Here is a 7,523-nt window from a genome sequence, read left to right as displayed (position 1 = left end):
AACCAAAGTTCCGGAGTTCATATCACTGCCCTCGTCGCAAGCGTCAGTCGGCGACGGATTCGTCGGGGGCGACTGAGCCGATATTGTAGCCTTCGAGCTGCGCGGCCATGCTGCCGCGCCGCGGGAAATGCAGGATCGTGGCCGTCCCCGGCGTCACGGGAACGACGCGCGACGGAGGAAGATCCAGGAACTCGTGGCAGGCGGCGCGGACGACGCCGCCATGGGCGACGATCAAAAGGTCCCCCTCGGTGCGCGACATCCAGTCGTGCACGCCTTCGGCCACGCGTCCGCGAAAGGCGCCCCAGGTTTCGCCATTGGCCGGGGTGAAGGTTCCGGCGCGCCAGGCGGCATATTCCTCCGGGCGCTCGGCGATCAGATCTGGCTTGCGCCGCCCGGTCCACTCACCCATGTCGAGCTCACGGAACCGCTCGTCGGTCGGTGCATCAGGATGGCCGATGAGCGCGACCGTCTGCAGGGTGCGACCGAGATCGGAGGCGATGATGCGAACCGGCTTCAATGCCTTGGCATAGGGGCGAAACCGCCTGACCTGTGCGACGCCGCGCTCCGACAGGAGCGAGTTGTCCTGGCCTTGCAGGCGTTGCTCGGCGTTCCACTCGGTTTCGCCGTGGCGCATGAGGATGAGCCTCATTGATGGATCCTTTCTCCGGTCGCGGCGAAAACCGCATCGGGTGTGCGAATGAAGGAAAGGGGGATCGTTTCCCCGGGTGTGGCGGTGAAGTAACCGTCGGCCATTGCGGTGACGCGCAGCTCGCCGACCATCGCCGTCACCATGGTGCGTCCGGCAATCGGCGCGGCTTCGGCAAAACGGGCCGTGAGAGATGGTGCCCCGGCGACCGAGCCGACGCTGACATCCTCGGCGCGATAGAGGAGTTGCGCTGCGTCGTGGCCGGCCGCAAGGCTTGCCGGCGCGAGCGCCAGTTCGCCGAAGTGCAGCCTGTCATCCAGTCGATGGACCGGTATGAGGTTTGCCGGCGGTGTGCCGAGGAAGGTCGCAACGAAAGTGGTCTGCGGGTTGCGCAGCAGATCGATCGGCTTGCCGAACTGTTCGACCCGGCCATTGTTGAGCACGGCCACATGGGTCGCCATGGTCATGGCCTCGACCTGGTCATGCGTGACATAGACCGATGTCGCTCCGGTTGCCCGGTGAATGCGCATCAGCTCGCTGCGCATCTCGATGCGCAGCTTGGCATCGAGGTTCGACAGCGGCTCGTCGAAGAGCAGGATGCTCGGCTCCGGCGCGATCGTGCGGGCAATCGCCACGCGCTGCTGCTGGCCGCCGGAGATTTCTGCCGGATAACGTTCGGCAAGCGCATCGATGCCGAGAAGCGCAAGCACTTCCCTGACGCGCTTTTCCCGTTTCTCCCGCCGCCATTTGGCGACCTTCAGCGGCCAGGCGATGTTGCCGGCGACGGTCATGTGCGGCCAGAGCGCATAGCTCTGGAAGACGAGGCCGGCATTGCGCCGGCCGGCGTCGGCGATGACGCCGCCAGCACCACTGGAAACGGTCTGCCCGACGAAGGCGATTTCCCCTTCGCTCGGGCTTTCCAGCCCGGCCAGCATGCGCAGAAGGGTCGACTTGCCGCAGCCGGAGGGGCCGACAAGAACCAGGAAGGAACCCGCGGGCACGGAGATGTTGATGTCCTTGACGGCAGTGAAGGCGCCGAAGCGTTTGACGAGGTTGCGGATCTTGATGGCTTCCGCGGCGCCGGTTGCGATGGCGTTCATGGTTGTTTCCATTTCTGGACACGGTTCTGCAGGGCATGGGCCAGGAACGAGGCTGCCAGGCAGACGACGAGGATGACGAGGGTGATGGCGTTGGCGAACTGCATGAAGCCTTCGGCTGCGTAGCGGTAGGCGACCATGCTGAGCACCGGCGAGGTGGCGGTGAACAGAAGCACGACCAGCGAGAGATCCCGCACCATCTTGACGAAGACGAGGATCGCGCCGGCAAACAGGCCGCGGATCGCAAGCGGAAAGATGATCGCGAAGAGACGACGGATCAGGCCCGCACCGGTCAGCCGGGCGCTTTCCTCGATATCGGCGGAGATCTGACCAAGCACGGAGCGGCCGGACTGTACGGCAAAGGGCAGGTTATGCGCGGATGCTGCGATGACCAGCAGGGCGAAGGTGCCGTAGAGCGAGGGCAGCGGCCCGATCGGCGCACCGAAGAGCGCGATGTAGGCGGCGGCAAAGGCGATGCTCGGCACCAAAAGCGGCAGGAAGGCGAGCTGGCTGAGGAGCGTCGCAAGCAGGCTGCCCTTGCGCTGCACAATGGTATAGGCGAGCGCGAGGCCGAGCAGCATCGTCGTGAAGGCGACGACGAGGCCGAGGCGAATCGTGTTCCAGATCGCATCGATCAGCACCGGATTGCGGAAGATTCCGGCTTGTCCTTGCGCGATCTCGCCGCCGCCTTCGCCGATCCAGAAATGCAACGTCCAATTGGAAAAGAGTGCCCCGCTCTGCGGCGCCAGGCTCGACGCGGCCAGCACGAGAACCGGAAGGACCGTGGTCAGAAGTCCGATGACGACGGCGATGGCGAAGAGTGGCCAGCGCCAGGCGCCAAGCGGAAAGCGCTTGGTGCGCCCGCCTTTGCCCGTCACGGTGATGAAGGCCTTGCGACCCGAAACGATGCGATCGGACAGCCAGAGGAACAGCGCCGAAACCGCAATGAGGAGTAGCGCGAGGACGAAGCCACGTTCGTTTTGCCCCGTCTCGATCATGCCGAAGAGGCGGGTGGAAAGCGTCTGCATGCGCACGGGCAGACCGAGCAGGGCCGGTGCCGCGAAGTTGGCGACGGCGCCGGCAAAGGTCAGCGACGTGGCCGCGATCAGCGCCGGTGTGACGACCGGCAGGATGATACCGAAGAAGATGCGCGGGCGCTTGGCGCCGGCCATCTGGCCCGCCTCGACGAGATCGGCACCAACCGAACTCAAGGCCGCTGCGATGATGGTATAGGCGAGCGAATAATAATGCGCGATCAGTACGATCGCCGTCGGGATCAGGCCCCAGGCCAGCCAGTCGGGAATGGGGAGGCCGTTGGTTTCGAAGAAACCGGCCGAACCGCCAAGGCGCGAGTTGCGAAACAGCGTGCCCCAGGCAAGGGCTGCGGCAAAGCTCGGGATCATATAGGGCAACGTTGCCATCAGGCCGAGGAAGCGGCGCCCCGGCACGTCCGTCAGCACGACCAGCCAGGCGAGGAAGCCGCCGATGAGCAGGCAGCCGGCGCCGACGCTGAAGCCAAGGATCATGGTGTTGAGCAGCGGCCACCACCAGAGATTGGCCGACAGCGGACTGACGAGCACCGCCTTCCACGCCGCAAGCCCCTCGGGCGTCAGCGTGGTGACGAGGATGCGCAAGAGCGGAGCGACCACCAGAATGGCGACGATGGCAACGAGGAGAGCCGGCAAGAGGAAGCCCGATCGGAGCAGCCGGCTGCCCGATGGTGCGGATATCGATAGGGATGTCATGTCAGAGCCTCGGCGCCTGCCGGCACGCCCGGTGAAGAGCATGCCGACAGGCGGTTTCCGTTACTGGAGCGTGATGATCAGGTCGGCGATGCGTCCGCGCGCGACGGCCGTCTTTGCCGGATCGATCGTCCAGGCTTTCAGTTCGCCGAGCTTGACCGAGTCCGGATGATCGGCGATCGACTTGCGGGTTGCGTAGTCGCCGGGAACGTTGAACGGCTCGAAGCCCGGTCCGCCGGTCGGCGTGTCGTCACCGAACATGAAATCGATCAGCAGCCGCGCTGCCGCCGGATGGGGCGCCTTGTCCGCGACCGTCAGCACGGCCGGGAAAAGGATGCCGTTGGCGGGCTCGACATTGTTGGCGATCTGCAGCGCCCAGCCTTCCTTCTCGTTGTCGCGGCGGTCGGAATAGGTGCCGAAGCCGACGGGCGGATTCTTGGCGTTGACGTCACCGATCGACTTGTTGAGCACGTCGCTGTTGGGAAGAAGGATGAGGTCGTTGGCGAAGAGGTCCTTGATGAACTGTTCGCCCGCGCCCTGAAGATCGCCCTCCACTTCGATGTCCTTGCCGAACTGCGCCTTGTAGGCGGCTGCCATCTCGTCCGGATGCAACGCGATCTCCGTCAAGAGGTCGAGCAGTTCGCCGCGTTGGCTCGGGTCGACCATCAGCACGCGGCCCTGCCATTCGGGCTGGGTCAGCTGCCAGAGATTGGTGACGGGCGAACCGTCCGGAAAGGCCTTTTCGTTGTACATCAGCACCTTGGTCGAGAGGCGCTGGGTCAGGAGCGGCGCCTTGAAGCGGTCCTCCAGCTCGTTCGTCACCCGCGGCGGCACGTAGTTGACGATCCGCTTTCCCTCCAGAAGCTTGGTGAACACGACGGGCGTATCGGCGATGTAGAGTACATCGACGGCATGCACGCCGGCCTGCTGCTCTGCCTCGACGCGAGCGATCTGCTTCGTCGAGCTCATGTCGAGGCCGATCAGGTCGATACCGGGATAAGCCTCTTCGAAGGCCTTTTCTATCTTGGCGATGCGGCTCGACAGCGAGAAAACGGTAACGCTTCCCTCCTTCTGCGCGAGCGGCAGCAGCTGCTGTGGCGTCAGGCCGTCGAGATCGGACGCCATCGCCATCGACGGCAGTACGAAACATGCGGCAAGTGCGGCATTGCTCAGTCTTTTCAACATTTCTTGCTCCTCCCTTTATTAATTCCCATCAGTCGAAGTCGTTGAACAGCTCCGACAGCTTCTCCAGCCTGCCGAGGACCTGCCGCTGGTGGCGGCCGGCGATCGTCAGGACGATGGCGTTGACGATCGCAAACGGGATCGTCGGTGTCTGGAACTCGCTGCCCGAACGCCCTCTCGGTGCTGCGAGCATCAGATCGGCCGCGGGTTCCATCAGCGGCCCGGCCAGATCGGAAACGAGGATCGATTGCGCGCCGACGCGGCTCGCATGCCGCATCAGCGGGCCGTAGCTTTGCGGCTGCTTGCGGAAGGCGAGTGCCACGGTGAGATCGCCGGCCTCCATGCTGACCAGGCGCTCGGCTATGTCCCGGCCGCGTCCCGTCAGTTGGATCGTGGTCATGCCGAAGCGGTCGAGGCGGCGCTGCAGGAAGCCGGCCACCGATTGCGCATGGCCCTGCCCGAAGATGAAGACGCGACGGGCGGAAAAGATCAGATCGGCGGCCCTGTCGATATCCGCCTGTTCGACCGAGCGGGCGAGCGTTTCGAGCGCGGTGATTTCGGCTGCAATCAGATCGGTCAGGTAGTCGCCATGCTCGACCTTCGAGACTGACCGGCGCATGCGGTTGGCGGCGTCCTGATCGTCAAGAACCTCGCGCTGCAACTGCGCGCGAAGGTCGGGAAAGCCCTTGTAGCCCAGCTTCTGCGCGAGCCGCGTGGCGGTGGCCTCGTGGACGGACGCGCGCTGGGAAAGCTGCGGGCCCGACAGGAACGCAGCCTCCGCACGGTTTTCCAGCATGGTTGTGATCAGCTTCTGATCCGCATCGGTAAGTCGCCTGGAATGCGTCTTAATGCGATCGAGTATCGTCATGACGGCCCCGCAAGGTCATTTGCAAGATCTATCGTTTCTGCAATCTTCCGTGCCGTCAATAAGAGTGGCGCAAGAAACCTTGCAAGGATCTGCAAGGCATCCGGATGCGCGCGTTCGCCTGCCCACGATCCGATGCCAAGAGCGCAAAACCGACCTTTGAAGGCCATCTTTGCGTGTATGGCGCCCGCGCTGACGCAACTTCGGATTTCTCCCACAAGAATCTTTGCAAGGCGCCGCAAAACGTCCTTCCTGCGCAACAGCCCGTCTGTCCTCCGAATTTCGGGGCGCTGTTCAAGTGCGATCCCCCGACGTAGTGTCCGCGCGTTGATTTGCAGGGCAGGACGAAATGACGACGATCACGATGAACGAAGCGCTCGACCGTGCCGGTACCGGCCCCTATCAGTACCGCTTGATGGGCATCTTCGGTTTGGTCTGGGCCGCGGATGCCATGCAGGTTCTGGCCGTTGGGTTCACCGCGGCGTCCATAGCCGCGACCTTCGGGTTGACGGTTCCGCAGGCACTGCAGACCGGTACCCTGTTCTTTCTTGGCATGCTGATCGGGGCGGTCGGTTTCGGCCGGCTGGCCGATCGCATCGGTCGGCGGCGGGTGCTGATCGTCACCGTGGCCTGCGATGCGATCTTCGGCTTGCTGTCGATTTTCGCGCCCAGCTTCGGTGTTCTGCTGCTTCTGCGTTTTCTCACGGGGGCTGCGGTCGGCGGTACCCTTCCGGTCGATTACGCCATGATGTCGGAGTTCCTGCCGGCCCGAAGCCGGGGACGCTGGCTTGTGATGCTCGAAGGGTTCTGGGCCGTGGGAACGCTGATCGTGGCAGTGACGGCATGGCTCGTCGCGCTCTCGGAACTCACGGACGCATGGCGCTACATCTTCGCCGTCACCGCCCTCCCGGCGGTGCTCGGCCTCGGCCTTCGTTTCCTCGTTCCGGAATCGCCACTCTATCTGCTTCGTGCGGGCAAGGCTGCCGAGGCGAAAGCCATCGTCAACCGGATTCTCGTCGCCAATCGCCAGCCTCAGCTCGAAGCAGCGGTGTCGATCGCGCTTCCTGCGGCCTCGTCGAAGGCCGGCATCTTCTCCGGGGGGCTGCGCCGCCGCAGCCTTCTGATCCTGGCCGTGTGGTTCCTCGTCTCGGTGTCCTACTACGGCGTCTTCACCTGGATGCCGCCGCGGCTTGCGGGGGAAGGTTTCGGCTTCGTTCGCGGTTACGGGTTCCTCGTCCTTATCGCCTTGGCGCAGATTCCGGGCTATGCGCTTGCCGCCTTTGGCGTCGAGGCATGGGGACGCCGGCCAACGCTGGTCGGCTTTTGTCTCCTCTCCGCCCTAAGCTGCCTTCTTTTCGTCGTGGCAAGTGGCGCGGCTGTCATCGCAGCGTCGCTGCTGATCATGAGTTTTGCGCTGCTCGGTACCTGGGGCGCGCTCTATGCCTATACGCCGGAACTCTATCCGACGGAGTCGCGGGCAACCGGAATGGGCGCGGCCGGTGGCATGGCGCGGCTTGGCGGTCTGCTCGCGCCTTCCTTGATCGGCATTCTGGTGACCCAGAGCTTCGCTCTTGCGATCGGCACCTTTGCGGGGCTGCTGTTGGTGGCCGCAATCGCCGCCTGCCTGATCGATGCGGAGACCCGTCTTGCGTCGCTGACGTGAGGTCTGCCGACGAAAACGCCGAACGCTCCGGCCGAAAGAAGCGCAAATCACAGTTCCGAGGAAATTGAGAGCTGTTCCAAGGTCTTGCGACAGGATCGGCCTGTGCATAACCGGTGGATAGAATGCGGAGAACTTGGCTGGGTATGCAGCCGGGCTTTCTGATCGAGAAAACCGCTCTAGCATGGACGTGCGGTCGATCCCATGGCCGCTAGTGTAGCAGCTATATCATCGGGACCGGTGCATTGTGCCGGTCCCGATCCTTTATCCAGATCTTTCTTTGGTCGCGGGCGCCGCGGCGCGCCGCGCTCCGTTCACCCGACATGATCAA

The 7,523-nt window shown here is 64.0% G+C and carries 6 protein-coding genes; 1 reads left to right on the top strand and 5 read right to left on the bottom strand.

Translation table 11 applies throughout. The features are described 5' to 3' along the window. Positions 1 to 43: 43 nt before the first annotated feature. The 5 genes from I8N66_RS34760 to I8N66_RS34740 are packed head-to-tail and all read right to left on the bottom strand — an operon-like array spanning position 44 to position 5,535. On the bottom strand, positions 44 to 649 hold the full coding sequence (locus I8N66_RS34760) for a histidine phosphatase family protein (RefSeq protein WP_223727913.1): 606 nt from the start codon (positions 647 to 649) through the stop codon (positions 44 to 46). Beyond that, on the bottom strand, positions 646 to 1,746 hold the full coding sequence (locus I8N66_RS34755; RefSeq protein WP_291164306.1) for an ABC transporter ATP-binding protein: 1,101 nt from the start codon (positions 1,744 to 1,746) through the stop codon (positions 646 to 648). The genes I8N66_RS34760 and I8N66_RS34755 overlap by 4 nt, the downstream gene beginning before the upstream one ends. Beyond that, complete coding sequence (locus I8N66_RS34750; RefSeq protein ID WP_291164303.1) at positions 1,743 to 3,488, bottom strand: iron ABC transporter permease; 1,746 nt, start codon at positions 3,486 to 3,488, stop codon at positions 1,743 to 1,745. Before I8N66_RS34750 ends, I8N66_RS34755 begins: the two co-directional genes overlap by 4 nt. 60 nt (positions 3,489 to 3,548) lie before the next feature. Next, entirely contained in the window at positions 3,549 to 4,670 is a 1,122-nt protein-coding gene (locus I8N66_RS34745; RefSeq protein ID WP_291164301.1) for an ABC transporter substrate-binding protein, read from the bottom strand. Between the two features lie 28 nt (positions 4,671 to 4,698). Beyond that, a complete protein-coding gene (locus I8N66_RS34740) occupies positions 4,699 to 5,535 on the bottom strand; it encodes a MurR/RpiR family transcriptional regulator (protein WP_291164298.1) in 837 nt (278 codons plus the stop codon). Between the two features lie 346 nt (positions 5,536 to 5,881). On the opposite strand from I8N66_RS34740, the gene I8N66_RS34735 reads away from it, so the two are divergent. Beyond that, the gene (locus I8N66_RS34735; protein WP_291164295.1) at positions 5,882 to 7,195 is read left to right on the top strand and encodes an MFS transporter; all 1,314 of its coding nucleotides are present in this window, start codon (positions 5,882 to 5,884) and stop codon (positions 7,193 to 7,195) included. Positions 7,196 to 7,523 lie beyond the last annotated feature (328 nt).

This window comes from Ensifer sp. SSB1 (assembly GCF_016652895.1).
Lineage (GTDB): Bacteria > Pseudomonadota > Alphaproteobacteria > Rhizobiales > Rhizobiaceae > Ensifer.
This window is presented reverse-complemented; position numbering and strand designations above follow the sequence as displayed.